The organism is Psychrobacter sp. NG254 (assembly GCF_015277735.1).
Lineage (GTDB): Bacteria > Pseudomonadota > Gammaproteobacteria > Pseudomonadales > Moraxellaceae > Psychrobacter.
The window spans coordinates 191,497-213,113 of the sequence record NZ_JADHDA010000005.1 but is presented as its reverse complement, the minus strand read 5'-3'; the positions used below and the strand labels follow the sequence as shown (position 1 = coordinate 213,113).

Genomic DNA, 21,617 nt, shown 5'->3' with positions numbered 1-21,617 from the left:
ATATGCGTTTGCCAAAAACTCCAACGTTATAAATATCGCATCAATTTAATCATCATAATCAAGGAATCCAATATGGACGACAACAAAGCCAAAGCCCTCAAAGCGGCACTAGGCCAAATCGAAAAGCAGTTTGGTAAAAATACCATCATGCATCTAGGCGATGACTCGGCCATTATGGATGTCGATGTAGTCTCTACAGGCTCTCTTGGGTTAGACATTGCGCTTGGTATTGGCGGTCTACCAAAGGGCCGTATCGTTGAAATTTATGGTCCGGAGAGTTCAGGTAAGACGACGATGACATTGCAAGCCATTGCAGAATGCCAAAAGCAAGGCGGCACCTGTGCCTTTATCGATGCTGAGCATGCGCTTGACCCAGTCTATGCACGCAAACTGGGTGTCAACACTGATGAGCTACTACTCTCACAGCCTGACAACGGTGAACAAGCGCTTGAAATCACTGATATGTTGGTACGCTCTGGTGCTATCGATATGATCGTCATTGACTCAGTCGCCGCTTTGACACCGCGCGCGGAGATTGAAGGTGAGATGGGTGACTCTCATATGGGTCTACAAGCACGTCTAATGAGCCAAGCACTACGTAAAATCACAGGTAATGCCAAACGCTCTAACTGTATGGTGGTGTTTATTAACCAAATCCGTATGAAAATCGGTGTGATGTTCGGTAGTCCTGAAACCACAACTGGTGGTAATGCACTGAAGTTCTATGCCTCAGTACGTATGGATATTCGCCGTATCGGTGCGGTCAAAAACGGTGATGAAATCATCGGTAACCAAACCCGTGTCAAAGTCATTAAAAACAAAATGGCACCACCTTTCCGCCAAGCTGAGTTCGAAATTACTTATGGTGAAGGCACTAACCATTTAGCCGAAGTTATCGACTTAGGCGTGGAGATTGGAGCCGTTGGCAAAGCAGGCTCTTGGTACAGCTATGGCGACGAAAAAATCGGTCAAGGTAAAGCCAATTCGGTGCTTTTCTTAAAAGAGAACCCTGCTATTGCTCAAGAAATCGAAGATAAGATTCGTGACGAAAAGCTCGGGTCTAAAAAAGAAGCCAAAGCTGAAGAAAAAGAAGTGGCTAATAAAGGCACAGCACCTGAACCGGTACAATAATGGGTTTATCATTCATATTTGCAATCATGACTTATAATGGAAATTAAAACGTTGGCTGAAATACTGGCTGAGTCGGCATCCGACTCAGCCAGTATTACTGATGCCAAATCAAAAAAAATCTATAAGCACTCATATAAAGACACATCAAAAAAGCCCAGAAAAACTGGCAAACGCTTTATACCTTCAGATAGAAGCCACTTAAAAACCAATACATCAGAAATCAGTTCATCAGAGAATCATAGACCAACAAATAATCGTTCGCCACATAGCGACTCAGCTACTAGTGGTGCTATAACTGATATAGAGTCGACTGACTCACCCTCCTCTGTTAACTCAAAAAAAAACAAACCCAAAAAGCGTCAGAAACGTGAAAAACGTTTTCATCCAGCGGCCAATTTTATACCTGAACCTAGCGATGTGCCTGCTTATGAGCAACCAAGAGCACAGAGCATTAAAGAGATGCTCGCAGAGGTTAAGCACAACGTTCATCATAATGAAGACGATAGCAGCGCTACTACTAACGATAATATTGAGCATTACACTGCCGTTTCAGAGCTAACATCTGCGCCAATCACATCCAATGATCATGCGCAAAACAGCCAAACTGACAACCTTCCTGCTGCCCTCAAAGCTTATCTGCGCACACCTGAACAAAGACAAGCTGAGGTAGATGCTATTAAGGCCGAAAGCCGATTACGGTGGCTTGCATTCTATTACTTATCACGCCGCGAATACGGTAAGGCTGAGCTCAAGCAAAAACTGATCGACAAGGAACAAGACCCAGATAAAGTTGATGCGCTGCTCGATGAGTTTGAAGAAAAAGGCTATCAAAGCGATTACCGAACGACTTTGATGCTCATACGTGAAAATATCCGCAAAGGCCGTGGACGCGGACGTATCAAGCAAGAATTCTATCGCAAGAAGATTGCCATGCCCAGTAATGTTGATGAGCTGATTGATATGGCAAATGCAGAGTCTGATGAATTTAGCGAGTTTGTAGATGATAGTGCAGATAATCTGGTCGATGGCGTAGACTGGCTAAAACTGGCTGTGGTAGCACGCACTAGGAAATACGGTGATGGCATACCTATCGAACAAAAAGACAAAGCACGCCAGTTACGGTTTTTGCAATATAGAGGGTTTAATACGGACATCTGTTTTGCCGCGCTTAACTACACACCAGAGACGTTAGATGAGCGATTTTAAGGCCTTACTGTCGCTGCCAATATCAAGACGTTTGAAATAAACGCTTACTGTTCCTTGTTTAGTGATAAATACAATAATATCAACGAGGTTAATTTGAATAAACCACAGTATATTAGGTTATCAATAGTCTTAGCAATTCCAGCTCTAGTTATTAGTTTTTGGCTACCGCAACAGGACTTTGATAATCCAAGGAAGCAACTTGTACAATGTAGTATAAGTAGAGGTGATTGCTACCTTATGCGATTAACAACTAGTGGACTTAATGATGTAGTTAAAGATAAATTCTTTATAAGATACAACGCCTTATCCTCAGATCACACTTTAGGGTTATATGACCTTGATGTTCCAATTAATGTCTATTTTGAGAATATTGATAACGGTGCGATGCTAGATGTGAGCAGTTTAGTAAATGGTAAAACATTAGAAATGAATGGTTGTATTTTGGAAGAAAGAGACCTTATATGTGGAACCCCTCTTCTTTCCTTCATTACCTCAAATGGGCGAATGGAGTTTATTAATTCAGAAGATGAAGCAACGTTCAATAATGTTATTAAAAAAGGTGAGACATATTTTGAAGATGATACTCTAATTCTAATTGCTATGGGTCTCGGTTATTTTCTAGCTGTTGCTGTTCCTTATCTTATTTTCTCATGGTTAGTACACTTCATAATATACGGAGCTAAAATAGGTTCGCAGAAAAAGAGACCCTATCAATAGATTATACTATTGCGACAAATATAAAAAAGAGCACGTTACTTAACATGCTCCTTAGTTAATACTTGCAGTCATTCCAGCTTAACTCATCTAAAATCCTGAATTATTTTAAAGTACCAAGACGACTAGACAGCTGATTGATGATGTCATCAATCTCTGTATTGGCCTCATTCTCATCATCTAGATTGCCATGAGGAGTTAATTGATTCATCACCTCAGGTAAAAGCTCAGCAAGTCCTTGACGTACTTCCGTCTCATTAGCACCAGTATGCGCTGCCACTTGCTGAATTTCGCTTTCGTCAAATAGACGGCTTATCTCGTTTGGATCTAAATTGTCGTTGGCCTCATCGCTACTCATCCAAGAGCGTGCTTTGTCGCCATGACCCATGCCAGTAATTTTCGATAATGCACTGCTTAGGCCGCCATTGCGTTTGATCCAGCTCAGTACCATCGGCATCAATGCAGCGATTAGCATGCCTTTACCACCGAAACTACTACCAGCACGCTGACCACCTAATACACTGCCTAAGATGTCTCCCAGGCCGCCAGTGCCTGAGCTCGCGCCCCCACGTTGATTGCCACCCGTGAGACCACCGAGGATATCATCCAAGCCAAACCCATTATCTGCTTGACGGTTCTGTTGCTGTGGATTATAACCACCTGCCTGACCATTGCCGCCCAATACGCTACCTAATATATCCCCTAGTCCACCCGTCTGCCGTGTATCGGTACGTTGATTGACTGGATTACGCTGAGCGTCCTCTGGATTCATTGCGCTACGTGCGACTTGACTGATTAAATTCCCTAATAAGCTCATAGTCTATTCCTATTGTTGTCATCTTATTTATTATGAATAACGACTGTCTTATCCTGAAAATATCCATCTAAACAACAAACTTGCAGAATAAGACCCCGTAATAGCATCCATTAATATAGCAAATTTTTGTCATCATCAAGATACCTATTTTGTTGAGACATGTAGGTATTCGTAAGCCTTTTTACAAAGGCAAAACCAAGAACCGTACTTGTCTCTTACACCTAATGATTCATCATATTGGCCAAAATACTCAACTCTCGCCATTGCTCAGCGCTCACTTGATCGCGAAAGACCGTCGCTGATAAGGAACGATGGTAAGGCTCAATTACATCGAACTCAAAATGTATTGCCCATTGGTATCGGTGGACAGCCCTCAAATGAGCTTGCCACAATTGCTCACCGCGACCCAGCCGCATCAACAATTGCCACTGTTTGTCCACGCGTTGGTTAAGTGGTGGTTGGCTCAGATGCAACAGACTCGGTCGTGACATCGCTACATAAATAGCAGTGGCCACCAAGACGACTAAGATCAGTCCATACTGCCACAAAGCTAAAGAGGCAAAATATGCCAATATCAGCATAGCACTCATCACACTAATATATAGCAACACGCGTATATAGCTCATAGACTGAATGGCCGTATCAATACGCAAAGAAGTTAATAGTGTCATATATGAGTACCAAAATAAGCGTTAGAGACTAGGCCAAATCTTTGGTATGACGCCATGTCTTTATCTTATTGACCAACGCCCATATAGCCTCTGATTCTGGACGATTTTGATTGGTAAAATAATCCAATAAGTCAGGATCCTCATGAGTGAGCATTTCTGCAAAGGCCGCTTGCTCTTCAGCACTTGCTGTCAGATAAAGCTCTTTAATATAAGGATCAATATAAAAATCTAACTCTTTTAGTCCGCGACGTGCTTGATAAATAATACGGCGCTGCTCATTGGTTGGTTCTGGCTGAATGGTCATAATGCTACCTTTATTGATTAAGAGGGTTTTTCATATTATATGTATAGTTAAAGAAATCTAAAATGGGTACAAGGCAGCCGACTGAAGATTGTACAAATAGTACATCTAGGGAGAGTAACGCTGTGGCCGTTTAGTAATTCTCTGACTATAGTGCGTGCGCTCACCTAATATTGGTTATACTCAGACAGCTGATGCCATAACGTTACTGCTTGCTGCATCATCGCCACATTATGCGTACGTATGATACTGGCGCCCTGCTGTAGCGCAAACAACCCAGCAGCAGTACCCACAGCATCTCGCTCTACTGCTTGTGTTGTCTTCACCATTTGTACGCCACTATTGGTCAATACTTCTGCTAAAAAACGCTTGCGTGAAATACCAAACATCAATGGTAAATCCAATGCCTGCAACTTGTCGAACTGGCTTAATAGGGCACAATGATGCTCATGGTTTTTTGCAAAACCAAAGCCTGGATCGATAATGATTTTATCTCGTCTAACACCAAGCTGCGTTACTTCCTCAATACACGTCGTCAACTCTGTGATCACGTCATTAATCACATCCTCATACTGAGCCAGATTGTTCATCGTGGTTGGCTCACCGCGCATATGCATCAGCATGACTGGTATATCAAGTGCAGCAGCCAGTTCTGCAGCACCAGTACGTTTTAGTGCTCGAACATCATTCCAAATATCAGCACCTGCTTCAAATGCTGCTTGCATGACTTCTGGATTACTGGTGTCAATAGATAGCCAGATATTATCACCGCAATGTTGACGAATGGCTTGCACGACTGGTACAACACGCTGTAATTCTTCGCCTGTCACCACAATATCAGCGTTCGGACGAGTAGATTCACCACCAATATCAATAATAGTCGCGCCTTCTTCTATCATTTGCTGACAATGAGCGACCGCTTTATCCACTTCGCTAAATTGACCACCATCTGAAAATGAATCTGGTGTCACATTGAGAATGCCCATGATATGCGGCTGCGATAAATCCAAAGTTTTATCACGGCTAGATATTTTGTAATTGTGTAAAGGTTGAAATAATGACATGAGCAATCCATCATAATTAAAATTTGTAATATAGCTTTTATTCTTATTGTCTATGCTTATGATACCAGTAAATCTTAGGCTGTCCTAAGCCATGTATAAAATGATGACAATAAAAAAGCCCTTTATCGTAAAGGGCTTTTTATCAAACATGAATCAGCTAGAGTTTACATCGCTGGTAATGGTGGCGGCGTAGTGCCCGTTGTTTTGATGTCATTTTTTGACAAATTGACTTCATTATGTTGATACACTCTTGGTGGACGCGGGGCCTCACCTGCTAAGATATCTTGCAATTGATCACGATCAATGGTTTCCCATTTCATGAGAGCATCAACCATAGCATGCATTTTCTCTTGATTACCTTCAATCAATTCACGCGCGATATCATACTGCTCCTCTAGCATGCGACGTACTTCTTCATCGACCTTTTGCTGAGTAGCTTCTGAGATAGTACGACCACCTCCGCCGAAATACCCTTGAGAGTTGTCATCATCCTCGTACACCATGATACCAAGTGCATCAGACATACCGTACTTCGTTACCATCGCCCGTGCCATTTTGGTAGCACGTTCAAAGTCGTTTGAAGCACCCGTCGACATTTGATTGATAAAGACTTCTTCGGCGATACGACCACCGAACAAAATAGCAATATCGCTCAACATTTTCGACTTATACATACTGGTCTGGTCGTGTTCTGGCAGCTGCCAAGTCACACCAAGGGCAAAACCACGAGGCATAATAGTGACTTTATGCACAGGATCGGTACCTGGTAATAGCTCAGCTACTAGCGCATGGCCTGCTTCATGATACGCAGTCGCACGGCGCTCTTCTTCGCGTATCACCATAGATTTGCGTTCAGGGCCCATATATAACTTGTCTTTGGCATCTTCAAAGTCATTCATATCGACGCTGGTCTTGTTACGACGTGCTGCAAATAATGCAGCTTCGTTTACAAGGTTGGCAAGCTGCGCACCACTGAATCCGGGCGTACCACGAGCAAGAGAACTTGCGTCTACACTGATCGTGTTTGGCAATTTCTTCAAATGCACTTTCAAGATTTGCTCACGGCCTTTGATATCCGGCAAGCCTACTTGTACCTGACGGTCAAAACGGCCTGGACGCAATAACGCTTTATCCAGCACGTCAGCACGGTTGGTTGCAGCAATAACGATAACGCCTTCATTGCCCTCAAACCCATCCATCTCAACCAATAACTGGTTCAGTGTCTGCTCGCGCTCATCATTACCGCCGCCCATACCGGAGCCACGATGACGACCGACTGCATCAATCTCATCAATAAAGATGATACAAGGCGCGCTTTTCTTGGCCTGTTCGAACATATCACGTACACGAGATGCACCAACACCGACAAACATCTCAACGAAATCAGACCCTGAGATAGAGAAGAACGGTACTTTAGCTTCACCAGCAATGGCTCTTGCTAGTAGCGTCTTACCCGTACCCGGAGGACCTACCATTAAGATACCACGAGGAATCGTCGCACCAAGTTTGGTAAATTTATCAGGATCACGTAAGAACTCAACCACTTCAACGACTTCTTCTTTGGCTTCTTCACAACCAGCCACATCTTCAAAGTTCACGTTGATTTGGTCTTCGGTCAGCATTTTGGCTTTAGATTTACCAAAGCTCATAGGACCGCCACCTTTGCCGCCAGCACCGCCTTGCATATTACGCATAAAGAATAAGAATAAACCAATAATCAGTAAGATTGGGAAACTGGCTATTAGTAATTGCATCAATACGCTTTGGCGCTTTGGTGCCGTTCCTTGAACTTCGACTTGGTTCTCACGTAGCATTGGCATTAACTGGTCATCGGACACAGCTGGTCTAATAGTCTCAAAAGATGAGCCATTTTTCTTTTCGCCGGTGATCTGTTCGCCGTCGATTTCGACACTGGCTACCTGACTCTCTGACACGGCGGTCACAAACTCAGAGTAGTTAAGGTTATCCGGCTCAGATGATTGATCAAAGCCGCTAAACACCAGCACCAAAACGCCGATTACCACCAGCCACAATAAGGTATTTTTTACCATGTCGCTCACTAGTTATTCCCATCCCTTACTTATTGGTGTGTTTACTAAACACGTGACGTCTATAAATGTATTGCTCATTTTTGGTGGATTTCCTAATATCAAAAACTTCTCGCTCAGACTTCTATGATCTACAAATAGCATAAAGGCTGTTTTTATAAGCAATCAGTATCAGATAAACACAAATCCATTGTCATTAAGCTGATAAAACATTTATTCCCAGACGACTTTGCCTAAAACATATGCTAAAAACAAAGGTAATATACCATGATATGTGGTGCTAACCCGCATAATTCAAGCAGGTTTCACGATTATTCAGTTAACGATTGTAGTGGGTTTTATATTTTGATAATGACAGTTTATGGTGACACATTATCTTACTTGCAATACCAACAACCCATTGATATTAAAACTATTTAATCGCTATCCAAAACATCTCTTTTGAGCGTGGTCGTGATGCACCTGGCTTAATACTACGAATCTTACTAAAATCCTGCTGCATCTGCTTGCGTAATTCTTGTGTACCCTCGCCTTGAAACACTTTCATAATAAGTGCGCCACCTTCTGGTAAGGTTGCGAGTGCAAATTCCACTGCCAACTCGCACAAGTACATCATACGCGGCTGATCGATGGCACTATTACCCGCAGTATTGGGTGCCATATCAGACAATACGACGTCGACTTGCCTATCACCTACTTCTGCCATGATGGCGTCAAACACTTCAGCTTCCCGAAAATCGCCTTGGATAAAGGTGACATCAGGTAAGGTATCCATCGGCAAAATATCAGAGGCAATCAAAATACCATTTTCGCCGACCAGTTGACCTGCCACTTGTGACCAACTACCGGGTGTACTACCTAAATCGACAACCGTCATACCTTTTTTGATAAGGTTGGTTTTTTCGTTAATTTCTAATAACTTATAAGCAGCACGGGCACGATAGCCATCTTGTTGAGCCTTTTTCACATAATGATCGTCAATGTGCTCTTTCATCCAAGCACTACTACTTTTTGACAGTTTGTTGTTTTCAATACGTGTGGCCAAAATACCTGCTCCTATTACTTTACAAAAACTACATACAATCTCTTCGATTACTTACGAATTGAACTCAATTATGTGGCGATTACTGGAGAGTGCCTTTAATCAGGCTATTTATTCGTGATTGATCATCAACTGACCAAATTCTCTTGGTTAAAACACTGTTTTATAAGGCAGTAGCGTTTATAATGTGACCAAACATTTAGTTTAACATTTTCGTCACGTAAAATCGTGCAAAATCCTGCTGATCTCATGCAAGATAGTCACAGATTATCTATAATGATCAATAACTGTTTTGACAGCACTCTTTTTATTTTTACCAACACCTAGGAATTCTATGCAACTCGATAACGCTACCATCAAACGCCTAAGAGGCATCGGTCACGAGCTAAAGCCTATCGTTATGATTGGCAACAAAGGTATCACCCCGACCATTAGCGAAGAGATTGATCGCGCTCTATCAGATCATGAGCTTATTAAAGTAAAACTGCCTGCTGGCACAAAAGAAGAACGTGATGTTATTGGGGAGCAGCTTGCTAAAGCGGCCAAGGCATCTTTGGTTCATTCAATCGGCCGCATGGCATTGTTATTGCGTAAAAACCCAAATGCTAACCCTAAGCTTTCTAACCTATCTCGTCACGCACAGTAAATGTGAGGACAAGCTTGGTTTGAGCAATGAGATGCCGTATCCATTGATACAATAACCAAGTGATGACGACGGTAGAACATAAAAGCCGCGATGCATCTTGCTCGCGGCTTTTATGCTATTTAGAGTATGTTATTTGTCTAAAATAGTAATTTAGCGAGACGTGTAACGGATTGCCTTTTATCTATTACGACTTCTTTATCATAATTGTGGAGCTGGCTAAACCATGAAGCAAACCTTTGAGCTCTGTCTATCCACAGACAACATCGCAAACGATGCAAAGCAACTGGGCGTCAGCGTAGACGACTTAAAACATATTGGTATTAACGTCAGTGCTCAGGTTATCCAGCAGCCTGCATTGTGCTTGCAACTGACCTATCAAATCACTGTGCCCAACCAAATATTGGTACATAAGCTACATTGGCCAGTATGGCAGTCAAAGCGAGAGGGATTTTCTGATTACTTGTGGGAAGAGACTTGCCTAGAATGTTTCATTGCTGGTGATTCGCTGATTGACAGACACGCGACAGAGATTCAGCAAACAGCCGCTTATGTAGAAATCAACGCCAGCCCTGATGGTCGTTACGCGCTTTACAAATTTGAGAGCTATCGTAATCCTGCCACATTACCACCAATCCCCTTATACAAAGACGATGGATGCACACCTGTATCTATTTATTGGGTTAATCACACAGAGCCGTCAATAATGTCATTCAAAGAGGTTCCACATAACGCGTCGACAGTCATGGACGAGCATTGTGATTATGAGAGAGTTTTTACTGTACCTTTGAATCAACTTTCTAATCAGCAATACGCCATCCAAAACCTGCCAATCGAGCAGATACATCCTTGTGTCATCTTACGATTTGGTGAGACTGCTTTGTATTTTGCCTCAAGTCATGCGTCACCAGCTGATTTTCATAATCGCCAGCACTGGTCTACATTTAGCCTTTAGCCTTTAGCCTTTAGCCTTTAGCCTTTAGCCTTTAGCCTTTAGCCTTTAGCCTGCGATATTCTAATCGAAAAAACCAGTAATGTTATAAATAACATTACTGGTTTTGGAGAACACTTATTATCGCTCAGGCAATATCTAACTGATATTTATTTGTCAGCCATCGCAAGGTAAATACCACGGTCTGATGCATCGTCAACATACTGCGAATCGCGCCATGTCGTATAGCTATAATTGCCACTATATGGGCTGATGCTGTTTTGACGGAAATCAGATACCCAGTCATTGCCATCAAAGATCTGAATGTGACCATGTGGACGACTTGAAGTGCGATTGTAGACCACGACATCACCGACTTGTGGCGACATGTCGTTGCTGATCTTAGTAAAGCCTGCTTGAGCCAGCGTGCCACGAGAGGCGTACTGATAAGCTGAAGCATTAGGCGTAAATTCGTAACCTGCTGATTGTAGCGCTTTACGCACATAACGAGCACAGTATCCAGAGCTTCTGGATAAGGCCACGCGTGACGCATTTGCTGCTGCAATCGCAGGAGCTGAGTTGCGATCAGGGACACGGCTGGCTTGCTGTTGACGCTGCTCGTATGACAAACGGCTGGTCAATGAAGCGAGCTTGTATTCTTTTTGCTGAGCATGAGCGCTTAGGTTGTCAATCGCTTGACTAATTTCATCGTTACTATAGACATGAGCGCCACTGCTGGTGCTATAGATATTACGACTAGAACCGTAGTTCGCAGAAGTAGAGATATTTGTGATGGTATGACTCAAGGTATTATTTGGTTGAAAGGTTGTTTCAGCAGCACCACTCGTCTGTGCGATACCCATTCCCAAGACTGACAAAATTAATAAAGCTTGTTTCATAAATTTACTACCTATTGTTAATACAAGTCTGCTCGTCATCCGTGACGAAGCATCAATTAATTTAGAGGATATAATCAGCAAATAGACGTGATAAAATCCCTATTAGAACAGTTCGCTTTTTTTAAGTAGTGACCAATGCCAGTTTTATGGCCAGTCCAGTCAACTACTTCATGAATCAATTGCTATATATTGCGTTGAGCATATCTGCTGTGAGTATCGAGTTTGTCACCTATTAGATGAGTCATTACGATGTCAAAAAAACAGCCTAATCGGCTTGCCCAGCTTATAGACCATCAAGCTTTTGCTGGTAGCGCGCTACCACAAACGCTTGCAACCAATATGCGGCTATATATAGAAGTAACCAATGAGATAAAAGAGCTATTAATAGACTGTCTACCTGAGGAAATCCTAGATACCTGCTGGGTTGTCGGCCTAACCTCTGAGCAACTAGTACTCAGTGTCGGCTCGATGACCGCTGCAAATCACATTCGCTATTTACAGAGTGCTTATCTACAGGTATTAACAGAGCAGTCGATTACATTTAAACAACTCAAACAAATCCGCGTCATTGTAGCCAAAACATCTGCTGATCGTAAGCTATCTCAGTCATCATCAGCAACTTCATCAAAGTCTTATAAAGCCAATGAAAATCAGACGCTTAGCCAAAACACAAAAAGGACTATATCACAGGCCGCAGAGCATGTCACCACTGATAAAAACCTCAAAAATGCGCTTTTGCGACTGATAAATGACTAAAAATCTCATCCCATAAATGTAAAGTTGTGTAAGCATAGAAGTAAAATAACGGTGTCGACGCTGTATTTTTGTAATGCTACAAACAAAAAAAATCATTCAATGGTTATATTCATAATCAGAATACGCCCATTGAATGATATAAAAAACACTCTCAGCTTTTGTAAACTCTATCCTACAGAAAAACCAACCATTCAATATCGAACCTATATTCAAAAAACTAAATATTATATAAATGTAATTATGACCATTCTATGTAATATTGCGTAAATGTTTCGATACTTCGTGTGTGTTCCTGTATTTATCCTTCAACGACCATGCCATTCAATGGCAAATATTCGATAGGACACGTTACATTGTCATCAAAAGTTACAATTTCAAAGTTATCATCATCAGATAATATCTCGCGCACCAGCAAATTGTTTAATGCATGACCAGACTTATAGGCATTAAAACGACCCAAAATCGGATAACCTATCAAATATAAATCCCCTAAAGCATCCAAAATCTTATGGCGGACGAACTCATCGTTAAAACGTAACCCTTCTACATTTAAAATATTAACGTCATCAATCACAATAGCATTGTCCATACTGCCACCCAACGCTAGATTGTTTTGACGTAATGCCTCTATGTCACGTAAAAACCCAAAAGTACGCGCAGTACTCAATTGCTCAATGAAGTTTTGCGTAGAAAACTGCAGCTGTGCATGTTGAAAGTTTTTGTCGATAGCGGGATGATCAAAATCGATCTCAAAGTTTAATTCATATCCATCGTAAGGACGCAGTTCTGCCCACTTATCTTCTATTTTTACTCGTACTGGACGTATGATTTTGATGAATTTTTTGGCGGCTTCTTGCTCACAAAATCCTGCATCAAGTAACAGCGCCACAAAAGGAGCTGCACTACCATCCATAATAGGTATCTCTGATGCAGAGACTCGAACCAAAAGGTTATCCACACCCAGTCCCGCAATGGCACTGAGTAAATGCTCAACCGTGCCGACTCTCGTACCACCAAATACTAAATTTGATGACATCATCGTATCTTGCACTAAAAAAGCACTCGCTGGGATTGGCTTACTACCTACAATATCAGAGCGCTCAAAAACAATACCTGTGTCAATCGGCTGCGGGTGAAACTCTAAATCCACAGGCTGACCACTATGGAGACCAGTACCCGTAACGGCTATTGCTGTTTTTATGGTTCTTTGGTTCATGGCTGTCTTCTCACATATTTTGTTACAATTGACACAGTGTACCATTACCTAGCCCTTATTCGCTATAGATAAAAATGGCTAATTTCCTTATCTCCTTGATTGATAACACTTATCGTACCTGACTCATCGGTTACTTTTGCGCTTATATGGCGTGTGCGACTGCTACTATCAGACCGAGTTGACCCATCATTTGTAACACTTTTATTCATACTTCTTTTACCTGAGTGCTTTTACATCGACAGAATACTTTACTGTCAAACACAAAAAAGCCAGCGATGGACGCTGGCTTTTTCTAAGAAGTACCTAAGCTCAAATCATATCGAAAATTATTTGTTTTGTTGGCGCTTCAGGTAATCTTGAATACTGTTTGTTTTGGTCTGTGGCTTCTCTTGAGAAGCACTTGGACGTACCACATTGTCTTGCTGCATTTTCGCTTGTGACTGCTTTTGGCTATTTAATGCACTGGTATGTACATTAGGATCAACAGGCTGTGTGCTATTAACAGAAGGTACTGGCTGCTCTACCACTTCTGGCTCTTGTCCTGCATTTTCGTCTAACGTTAGACCCGTTGCAATAACGGTCACGTGCAAGTCTTCACCCATTTTTTCATCGATGACAGAACCATAGAAAATATGAGCGTCATCGATGTCAGTGATTTCTTCAACGATGGCGCTGATTTTGCTCATCTCGTCTAATGATAGTGACTCAGAAGAGATCACGTTGACCAATAGACCTTTGGCATTCTCTAGACGCAGGTCATCGAGTAGTGGTGATCTGATGGCTTTCTCAGTGGCTTGACGCGCACGATCATCACCGCTGGCGCGACCAATACCCATCATCGCATGACCTTTCGCAGTCATAGCAGTACGGATATCGTTGAAATCGATATTGATCATACCTTCGCTAGCGATGGTTTCAGCAATACCTTGCACAGCATGTAACAATACGTCATCTGCTTTTTTAAAGGCATCTTGCATAGAGATATTGCCGTATACGCTCATTAATTTATCATTTGGAATAGTGATGATTGAATCAACAAAGTTAGTCAGCTGCTCAATACCTGCTTTAGCCGCTTTGATGCGTTTGCCGCCTTCGAACTTAAATGGTGTGGTCACAACAGCCACGGTCAGCACTTCCATCTCTTTAGCGATACGTGCTACGACAGGTGCAGCGCCCGTGCCTGTACCGCCGCCCATGCCCGCGGTAATGAATACCATATCTGCATGCTCAAGCAATGCACGGATGGCTTCTTCTTCGCTTTCTGCTGCTTCACGGCCCACTTCTGGATTTGCACCTGCACCAAGGCCACGGTTCGTCTTTGCGCCAAGTTGCAGTTTATGAGGGGCTGTTAGGCGATCAAGCGCTTGCTTATCTGTATTGGCACAGACGAACGTTACACCTCTAATACCTTGTTGTACCATATGTTCAACTGCATTACCGCCGCCGCCGCCAACACCGAATACAGTGAAGCTCGCTTGGCCGTTATTTTGAAGCTGATTATCATCTGGCATGGTGTATTTTGACATAAAAAAGATTCTCCAGTTGCAGATAGCGTGTAGGTCGATACGAAGTAACGCACTCATATGGCGCGCTATCGACATACTATATATAAATGTATTTAAATAAGACAGAGTATGGTGTAAATAGTCTAGCTAGACAGTAATATGTCTATCGCTTAGGGTGTTGCTATTATTACTTAAAATATTGTTTTTAACATCGCTCATTTTATATCCTTGAATAATTCGAAAATTATATGGGCAAATGGCATGTTTTGATTTTTTCAGCAAACAACGCTACAGTATTTTTTTCAGTACATTAGCAAAACGCTGTCCTGCACTTTGAAAAACACCCGTCATTCGATTTTTTTGAATCGCTTCAGGTTCACTTTTTTCGCTACGGCGAAACTGCTCGCTCTGACTATATAATAGTGTGCCAAACGCCGTTTGATAATGACGACTATTTACTTGGCTATTGAGCTGCTTAAATGACTCATCGTTATCGAAATGGTTGTAAGCACTAATGGCTGGATGCGTGTTTGTCATTACCACTGGCATCTTGAGCAGTTTTTTAGCAAAAGGTACCATACCTTTAATGGTACTACCACCGCCTGTCAACACGATACCTTTGTCAATATAACCGATCAAACCTGCTTCGTGTAATTGACGAGCCACTTCGGTGAATATCTGCACATAACGAGCCTCGACAATACGGGCTAAGTTATAGATGCCAATATTCATCTCATCGCCTGATCCTTGCGGCTTAAACAAGAAAAACGAGCTTGGATCCACACTATTGACATCAGCGGTACCATGACTCTTTTTGAGCTTTTCAGCTTCAATCATGGATATACCAAAATCAGCTGAAATATCCATTGTTACTTCATGACTGCCAGTGGCAATGCAATGGGTAAAGATGAGTTTGTTTTCTTTATACACACAAATGCTCGTGGTACTGGCACCAATGTCTACCAAGCAAACGCCTTGCTGACGCTCATCACTCATCAAGCTATATTCAGCACTGGTGACCGCATCAAACACGATATGATCGATACCAACATCGCAACTTTGTAGCAGTTTTTGAATGTTTTGACGACTGGCCACGGGCATCATCATCATGTGATACATGACCGTAATGTTGTGCGCCATCATTTCAATAACATCATCAACCATATGCTCTTGGTCATCGACATAGATACCTTGCTGACAGCAATGCATCAAATAATAATCTGATGATAAATCTCGCGATTTGGCGTTGGCCAATGCTTGCACCATGTCTTTGGCACGAACGACGTCATCTTCTACCTTAACGTCCCCAGCGCTGTTTTTACTAGAAAGCTCAGGGGTTGCTAGCGTCAGCCAAACACTGTGTACACGGCAATTAGCCATGTCTTCTGCTTCTTGGATAGCTTGTTTAATCGCACCCTGCAAGCGTTCACGATGCTTTATTCGGCCTTGATAAAAATCGCTGTTCTTTGCTTGTCCCACACCCAAAATGCGAATGTCTCTTGCAGAGACAACATTGCCAATGACGACGTAAACCGCCGTGGCACTTAAATGGACAACAACCAGATTTTCATTATTTTTCATGGTACCAGACAAATTATCGCGAAACAGGAGAGATCGTAACACTCCCCTATTCATTCATTAAAAAAAGCGTTATCAAAACGCTATGATGTTTTACATATATTCTTTATTTTGACTCATCAGCAGGTGCTGTTACGTTCCAAGCGATCGTAAAACCATTCTTGTAGCGCAAGTCTACAGACTGCATCTCATCTCGGCGGGTACTTAACTGATGACCAAGCAACTGACTGAGGTTCAATAGTTTTTGTGCCGTGTTCTCATTATCGACAATCACACGCAGCCCATTATCAAACCGTATCAACCATGTCATTCTAGGTGATAGGATAATATCATCAACCTGCATACCAAGAGGTGCGTACCAGTCATTGACTTGCTGCATTTGCTGCATAATAACGGGTGCTTGATTCATCTCACCTTGTAAGGTCGCAAAGCGCTGCTGCGTCAAATCTTGACTATCAACAGGGACGAATACTGAGCCTTTTGCATCAACCAAACGCTCTGTGCCAAAATTGGCAACAGCTTGTTTGGGCAATGCCGTCACAACAATACCGCGTTGCCAATCACGAGAGATGCTCACTTGGTCGACCCAAGCCAGACCCATCGTAATATCTCTTAGTGCCTGCAAATCAGAGGTAAAAAAGCTGCTTACCTGCTGCTGATCCATCACGTCTTGTAAGGCATGGTATTGACCAACGGACAAATCTTTATTACTAACATGGATCTCAGCAGGCGGTGCATCACGTAATGCTTTACCACCCATCACCAATATCAGCACCAATAATCCTAATACCAACACCATAAAGAGGTACTTGACAAAAGGCGATAATTGGATTTTAGATTTTGGGCGACCAGCTGTATCACTCATCAAGTCAGTTACCTCGTTGACAGTTTGAGCCATAACGACCTGTGTCCCTATATTTGCATAAAACTGATCATGCTATTTATTGATGTCTCTCTGCATATGTTTTGCAGATGCTTGGTAATTCGCTATATTATCAAAGTCTGTCAAGAAAACTATGTATATGCAGCGATTCGTCTCATTTAAACGTAACATTTTTCTTAATTTATGAATCACTTATCATGAATATTCATAAAAAAACATAAATATTACTGAAACAGACCTATTATTACAATATTAACGTATTTTATGATTAAACAATAGCCTAACACCTACTAGGAGCAAGGAATTTACACAAGTTTACATGAAGTTGTGCTATAGCAGCTCTAGTGATACATTCAATAGCCTTAATAGCGGGCTACAACGTCTGTGCTAGTATGTGCCAGCACAATGAATCAAAGTCCATTCCTTTCGCTTTTGCGGCCATCGGTACCAAACTATGACTGGTCATACCTGGTACGGTATTGATTTCAAGCAACCAAAAATTGCCTGCTTCATCTTGCATGGCATCGATACGGCCCCAGCCTTTTGCATCGACGGCACGAAAGGCTGCCAGACTCAATTCTTGTAGATGCGTCTCTTCAGCAGCACTCAATCCACAAGGAATATAGTAGCTGGTATCATTACGATTATACTTGGCCTCAAAATCATAGAAGTTGGTAATATCAGCAGGCTCAAGGCGAATGATAGGATAGGCTTCGTCGTCAATGATGACAATCGTAAACTCACGGCCAGTAATCCAGCGCTCAGCCATCACTGCATCACCGCACTCTACAGCAGTAGCATAGGCTGCTGGCAATTCATCAAGCGTATTGACCTTGGTCATACCAATGCTTGAGCCTTCATGAACGGGCTTAATAATCAGCGGCAATCCTAATGTATTCACGACTTGCTGCCAATCGGTCTCAGCGGTCAATAATGAAAATGGTGCGGTGGCCAAGCCGCAACCTTGCCATAGCTGCTTGGTGCGTACTTTATCCATACCCAGCGCCGATGCCAAAATACCTGAGCCTGTTTGCGGGATATCAAACCACTGCAGCACACCTTGTAATAAACCGTCTTCGCCGCCGCGACCATGCAAGACATTAAACACGCGATCATACTCACGTAACTCAGTAATATCTTGATGCTTTGGGTCAAAATGCGTGGCGTCGACGCCCTGATTTTGTAGTGCTTGCAACACAGCAGCACCACTGTCTAGAGAGACACTACGCTCATTGCTGGTGCCGCCATAGATGACCGCTACTTTGCCAAACTGACTGGCATCTTTCGTGTGAATGGTTGCAGTGTCTACAGACACATCACTAATAGCGGCGTCCTGAGTGCTTATGTTGTCTTTATTATTGGTCGTCATGAAGGTAGTCCCTGAGTTTTAGCCCATTTAGTATTGTTATTTTACTTAATATAAAGGTTATTGGCAGCCAAATCGACCGCAATCTGTCCCACATTACCAGCGCCTTGGGTAATCAACATGTCATTGGCTTTCAGTAAGCGCTGCATGACAGGTGCAAGATTGTCTTTGTCAATAATGGTCGGCTCCACTTCACCGCGCAAACGAATACTGCGTGCTAGCGACTTAGTATCAGCCCCTGTGATTGGACTCTCACCTGCTGAATACACATCCAATAGTAGTAGCTCATCAACACTTGATAGCACCTCCACAAAATCATCATAGCAATCACGGGTACGGCTATAACGATGCGGCTGGAATAACATCACTAGGCGGCGATCAGGGAAGCTTTGGCGAGCGGCTTTAATGGTCGCATCGACTTCTTTTGGATGATGACCATAATCATCAATCAATAAGACATTACCATCATCGATATCGACAGAAGCATGCTGCTCAAAACGACGGCCCACGCCTTCAAATTTTTGCAGGGCACGCTCAATCGCTGCATCATCAACGCCTTCATCGGTCGCCATCGTGATGGCAGCAAGAGCGTTATAAACATTATGCGTACCAGGAATGTTCAATGTCAGACGTAATGGCTCACGGTCACGGCGCAATACTGTAAAGTGGGTTTTAGTGCCTTCGGTGACCAAATCGATGGCTTGTACATCGTTAAAAGGCTCAAGACCAAAGGTCAGCACGGGACGACCAATATCATCAATCATCGCATACAATTCTGGATCATCACCGCATACCACTGCTAGACCATAAAACGGCATATTTTGCAGAAACTGAATGTAGGCGGCTTTTAATTTATCAAAGCTATTCTCATAGGTCTCCATATGGTCTTGATCGATATTGGTCACAATCGCGGCCATCGGATGTAAAGACAAGAATGACGCATCAGACTCATCTGCTTCTGCTACCAAGAACCGGCTACTGCCGAGTGCCGCGTTTTTACCAGACGCGTTTAGCTTACCGCCGATCACATACGTTGGATCTAATTGTCCTTCTGCCATCATCGTGGTGAGCAAACTGGTGGTCGTCGTCTTGCCATGCGCACCCGCAACCGCAATACCATGACGATAGCGCATCAATTCACCAAGCATATCGGCACGGCGTACCACTGGCAGGCGAGCTTCAAGCGCCGCTTTAACTTCAGGGTTACTGCGATCAATCGCTGAGGATACAACGATAACGTCAGCATTGGCGATGTTTTTAGAGTCATGACCGATCGATATCTCGATGCCAATCTGCTGTAGACGCTTAGTCACCAGACTTTCTGCGATGTCAGAACCACTGACTTGATAGCCTTGATTGTTCATCACTTCCGCAATACCGCACATGCCTGAACCGCCAATACCAACAAAATGCAAATGCTGAATACGGCGCATCTCTGGTATTTCAATTAAACGCTTAGGTAGAGCTTTTGCAGAATTAGGCATAAGAATTTCTCTTTATTAGAGGTCAATAAAAATTAAAAGACAGTAAAATTTGATGAATAAAAACGAGCGGCAGTAACCGTAAAGACTACAGCGCCTGCCAAATAATATCAGCAACTTGCTTACTCGCACTGCGGTTGGCAAGGGCGTGGCCTTTTTTAGCCATCGCTAGGCACTTTTCTCGATCAAGCACTCTAAGCTCATCACTTAAACGCTGGGCTGTCAGCTCAGACTGCGGTAACAATATGGCGGCATCATGTGACGTCAATGTGCGTGCATTGGCCGTTTGATGGTCATCCACTGCATGCGGTAGCGGTACAAAAATAGCGGCAATGCCGACATTTTGAATTTCGGTCACTGTCAATGCACCTGCGCGGCAAACGATGATATCTGCCCAATTATAAGCTGCCGCCATATCATTGATAAACGGCTGCACGGTGAACTGATGGTTATCTAAAGTCTGTTCGCCATAAGCCGCTTGGGTCGCGACTTCATTATTGCGGCCACACTGGTGCATGACTTCAAATGGCTGATCGAGTAAGGCCAATGCTTTTGGCACAGTGTCATTCAACACTTGAGCGCCAAGTGATCCGCCCACTACTAGCAGCTTCAGCGGTGAGCGATCATTCAAATCATAGCGTACCGTTGGCGCTGCGACACCAGTGATAGCATTACGCACAGGATTACCCACGGTCTCAAGCTTGGCATCTTGCGCGCTATTGGCAAAAGTATTCTCAAACGCTTGTAGTGTCTTGGTAGAGAGCTTGGATAAATAGCAGTTGCTCATACCAGCGATGGCGTTTTGTTCATGGATAATCAATGGTCTATTGGTCAGACGGGCAGCGATACCACCAGGCGCAGACACATAGCCACCGAACCCGACGACCACATCAATCTGATTGCTACGAATCACCTTCACGGCAGCCATCGTCGCTGATAGCAAAGTCACAGGCAGCTTCAATAATCGCCCTACCCCTTTACCACGCAGCCCCTGCATATTAATAGCATGAAAAGAATAGCCAGTCGGCTCAACCAGACCGTTCTCCATACCATTTGGCGTTCCTAACCAATGGATGACCGCACCGCGTTGGGTCAGCTCGTCGCTCACGGCAAGCGCTGGAAAAACATGCCCGCCCGTACCAGCTGCCATCATCAATATATGCGGTGTTTTCATGAACGCCTGCCTATCTTTTATTTTATTGGTATGAAAGGTTTATCCTACCGCTATGATGCCACTGATGAAAAATAATGACACGGCAAAAGTCCGCATAGTATAGAGTAAATCATTGTCTTATATACAGTACTTTATGCAGCGAAAGGCACAAATTTCCAAGCCGTACTTGATCTGGATTTAGTCACGACTTG

The 21,617-nt window shown here is 43.1% G+C and carries 20 protein-coding genes; 6 read left to right on the top strand and 14 right to left on the bottom strand.

Annotated elements, in window-relative coordinates:
* Positions 1-72 precede the first annotated feature (72 nt).
* From recA to IP510_RS10285, 3 genes are all read left to right on the top strand, one after another.
* Entirely contained in the window at positions 73-1,131 is a 1,059-nt protein-coding gene (gene recA, locus IP510_RS10295; protein WP_194364715.1) for a recombinase RecA, read from the top strand.
* A gap of 36 nt (positions 1,132-1,167) precedes the next feature.
* Positions 1,168-2,337 carry a regulatory protein RecX gene (locus IP510_RS10290; protein ID WP_194364713.1) on the top strand — a complete coding sequence of 390 codons (1,170 nt, stop codon included), beginning with the start codon at positions 1,168-1,170 and terminating at the stop codon, positions 2,335-2,337.
* 237 nt (positions 2,338-2,574) lie between these two features.
* The gene (locus tag IP510_RS10285; protein ID WP_194364711.1) at positions 2,575-3,054 is read left to right on the top strand and encodes a hypothetical protein; all 480 of its coding nucleotides are present in this window, start codon (positions 2,575-2,577) and stop codon (positions 3,052-3,054) included.
* Positions 3,055-3,154: 100 nt separating this feature from the next.
* Here IP510_RS10285 and IP510_RS10280 read toward each other — a convergent pair whose 3' ends face one another.
* The 6 genes from IP510_RS10280 to IP510_RS10255 all read right to left on the bottom strand — a co-directional run bounded on the left by IP510_RS10280 (position 3,155) and on the right by IP510_RS10255 (position 8,997).
* Positions 3,155-3,868, bottom strand: a complete 714-nt coding sequence (locus IP510_RS10280) for a YidB family protein (protein WP_194364709.1) — start codon at positions 3,866-3,868, stop codon at positions 3,155-3,157.
* A 221-nt stretch (positions 3,869-4,089) separates the two neighbouring features.
* The gene (locus IP510_RS10275) at positions 4,090-4,539 is read right to left on the bottom strand and encodes a hypothetical protein (RefSeq protein WP_194364707.1); all 450 of its coding nucleotides are present in this window, start codon (positions 4,537-4,539) and stop codon (positions 4,090-4,092) included.
* A 28-nt stretch (positions 4,540-4,567) separates the two neighbouring features.
* Positions 4,568-4,843 carry a succinate dehydrogenase assembly factor 2 gene (locus tag IP510_RS10270; RefSeq protein WP_194364706.1) on the bottom strand — a complete coding sequence of 92 codons (276 nt, stop codon included), beginning with the start codon at positions 4,841-4,843 and terminating at the stop codon, positions 4,568-4,570.
* A 164-nt stretch (positions 4,844-5,007) separates the two neighbouring features.
* Positions 5,008-5,904, bottom strand: a complete 897-nt coding sequence (gene folP, locus IP510_RS10265) for a dihydropteroate synthase (RefSeq protein ID WP_194364703.1) — start codon at positions 5,902-5,904, stop codon at positions 5,008-5,010.
* A 164-nt stretch (positions 5,905-6,068) separates the two neighbouring features.
* Complete coding sequence (gene ftsH, locus IP510_RS10260; RefSeq protein ID WP_320154196.1) at positions 6,069-7,964, bottom strand: ATP-dependent zinc metalloprotease FtsH; 1,896 nt, start codon at positions 7,962-7,964, stop codon at positions 6,069-6,071.
* Between the two features lie 400 nt (positions 7,965-8,364).
* On the bottom strand, positions 8,365-8,997 hold the full coding sequence (locus IP510_RS10255) for an RlmE family RNA methyltransferase (RefSeq protein ID WP_194364701.1): 633 nt from the start codon (positions 8,995-8,997) through the stop codon (positions 8,365-8,367).
* 331 nt (positions 8,998-9,328) lie between these two features.
* Here IP510_RS10255 and IP510_RS10250 point away from each other — a divergent pair, with 331 nt between their 5' ends.
* Positions 9,329-9,640 (top strand): YhbY family RNA-binding protein, encoded by a 312-nt coding sequence (locus tag IP510_RS10250; protein WP_194364699.1) that lies wholly within the window; start codon positions 9,329-9,331, stop codon positions 9,638-9,640.
* Between the two features lie 223 nt (positions 9,641-9,863).
* Entirely contained in the window at positions 9,864-10,592 is a 729-nt protein-coding gene (locus IP510_RS10245; RefSeq protein WP_194364697.1) for a hypothetical protein, read from the top strand.
* Positions 10,593-10,738: 146 nt separating this feature from the next.
* Here IP510_RS10245 and IP510_RS10240 read toward each other — a convergent pair whose 3' ends face one another.
* Entirely contained in the window at positions 10,739-11,467 is a 729-nt protein-coding gene (locus IP510_RS10240) for a CHAP domain-containing protein (RefSeq protein WP_194364695.1), read from the bottom strand.
* A 249-nt stretch (positions 11,468-11,716) separates the two neighbouring features.
* Here IP510_RS10240 and IP510_RS10235 point away from each other — a divergent pair, with 249 nt between their 5' ends.
* Positions 11,717-12,223, top strand: a complete 507-nt coding sequence (locus tag IP510_RS10235) for a hypothetical protein (protein ID WP_194364693.1) — start codon at positions 11,717-11,719, stop codon at positions 12,221-12,223.
* Between the two features lie 298 nt (positions 12,224-12,521).
* On the opposite strand, the gene lpxC is transcribed toward IP510_RS10235, so the two are convergent.
* From lpxC to murG, 7 genes are all read right to left on the bottom strand, one after another.
* Complete coding sequence (lpxC, locus tag IP510_RS10230; RefSeq protein WP_194364691.1) at positions 12,522-13,439, bottom strand: UDP-3-O-acyl-N-acetylglucosamine deacetylase; 918 nt, start codon at positions 13,437-13,439, stop codon at positions 12,522-12,524.
* A gap of 326 nt (positions 13,440-13,765) precedes the next feature.
* A complete protein-coding gene (gene ftsZ, locus IP510_RS10225) occupies positions 13,766-14,965 on the bottom strand; it encodes a cell division protein FtsZ (protein WP_194364690.1) in 1,200 nt (399 codons plus the stop codon).
* A gap of 267 nt (positions 14,966-15,232) precedes the next feature.
* Positions 15,233-16,525, bottom strand: coding sequence for a cell division protein FtsA (gene ftsA / locus IP510_RS10220; protein WP_197176342.1), 1,293 nt, complete (start codon positions 16,523-16,525; stop codon positions 15,233-15,235).
* A gap of 103 nt (positions 16,526-16,628) precedes the next feature.
* Positions 16,629-17,420, bottom strand: coding sequence for a cell division protein FtsQ/DivIB (locus IP510_RS10215; protein ID WP_194364686.1), 792 nt, complete (start codon positions 17,418-17,420; stop codon positions 16,629-16,631).
* A 358-nt stretch (positions 17,421-17,778) separates the two neighbouring features.
* Positions 17,779-18,774 carry a D-alanine--D-alanine ligase gene (locus IP510_RS10210; RefSeq protein ID WP_227669649.1) on the bottom strand — a complete coding sequence of 332 codons (996 nt, stop codon included), beginning with the start codon at positions 18,772-18,774 and terminating at the stop codon, positions 17,779-17,781.
* A gap of 41 nt (positions 18,775-18,815) precedes the next feature.
* Positions 18,816-20,255, bottom strand: a complete 1,440-nt coding sequence (gene murC / locus IP510_RS10205) for a UDP-N-acetylmuramate--L-alanine ligase (RefSeq protein WP_194364684.1) — start codon at positions 20,253-20,255, stop codon at positions 18,816-18,818.
* An 85-nt stretch (positions 20,256-20,340) separates the two neighbouring features.
* A complete protein-coding gene (gene murG, locus IP510_RS10200) occupies positions 20,341-21,426 on the bottom strand; it encodes an undecaprenyldiphospho-muramoylpentapeptide beta-N-acetylglucosaminyltransferase (protein ID WP_194364682.1) in 1,086 nt (361 codons plus the stop codon).
* Positions 21,427-21,617: the final 191 nt, after the last annotated feature.